At 46.7% G+C, this 244-nt stretch carries 1 protein-coding gene; it reads right to left on the bottom strand.

All coding sequences use genetic code 11. The features are described 5' to 3' along the window. On the bottom strand, positions 1–244 hold a 244-nt coding region (locus tag MTCD1_RS20040; protein ID WP_305764599.1), incomplete at both ends, for a nitrilase-related carbon-nitrogen hydrolase.

Here is a 244-nt window from a genome sequence, read left to right as displayed (position 1 = left end):
ATAATGGCCTACTACAGTTGCCGATAATAACCACGCCAGTATCAATAACGGCGTATTGCCATAACGATTAAAAGGGGTGGTGCCTTGATATGGCGTTACTTGTGCACGTAACACCGCTGTTTCGAATTGGGCTATCCGGCCAACTTCTTGTCCTTGGGCATCATAAATTGCGGTGATACCGGTATTGGTACTACGAATAACCGGGCGTTGAAATTCAAAGGCGCGCATCCGGGCTATTTCTAAA

Source organism: Colwellia marinimaniae, from assembly GCF_002207865.1.
In the GTDB taxonomy this organism is placed as follows: Bacteria; Pseudomonadota; Gammaproteobacteria; order Enterobacterales; family Alteromonadaceae; genus Colwellia; species Colwellia marinimaniae.
The sequence above is the reverse complement of the archived record's forward strand: the minus strand, read 5'-3'. Positions and strand labels throughout refer to the sequence as shown.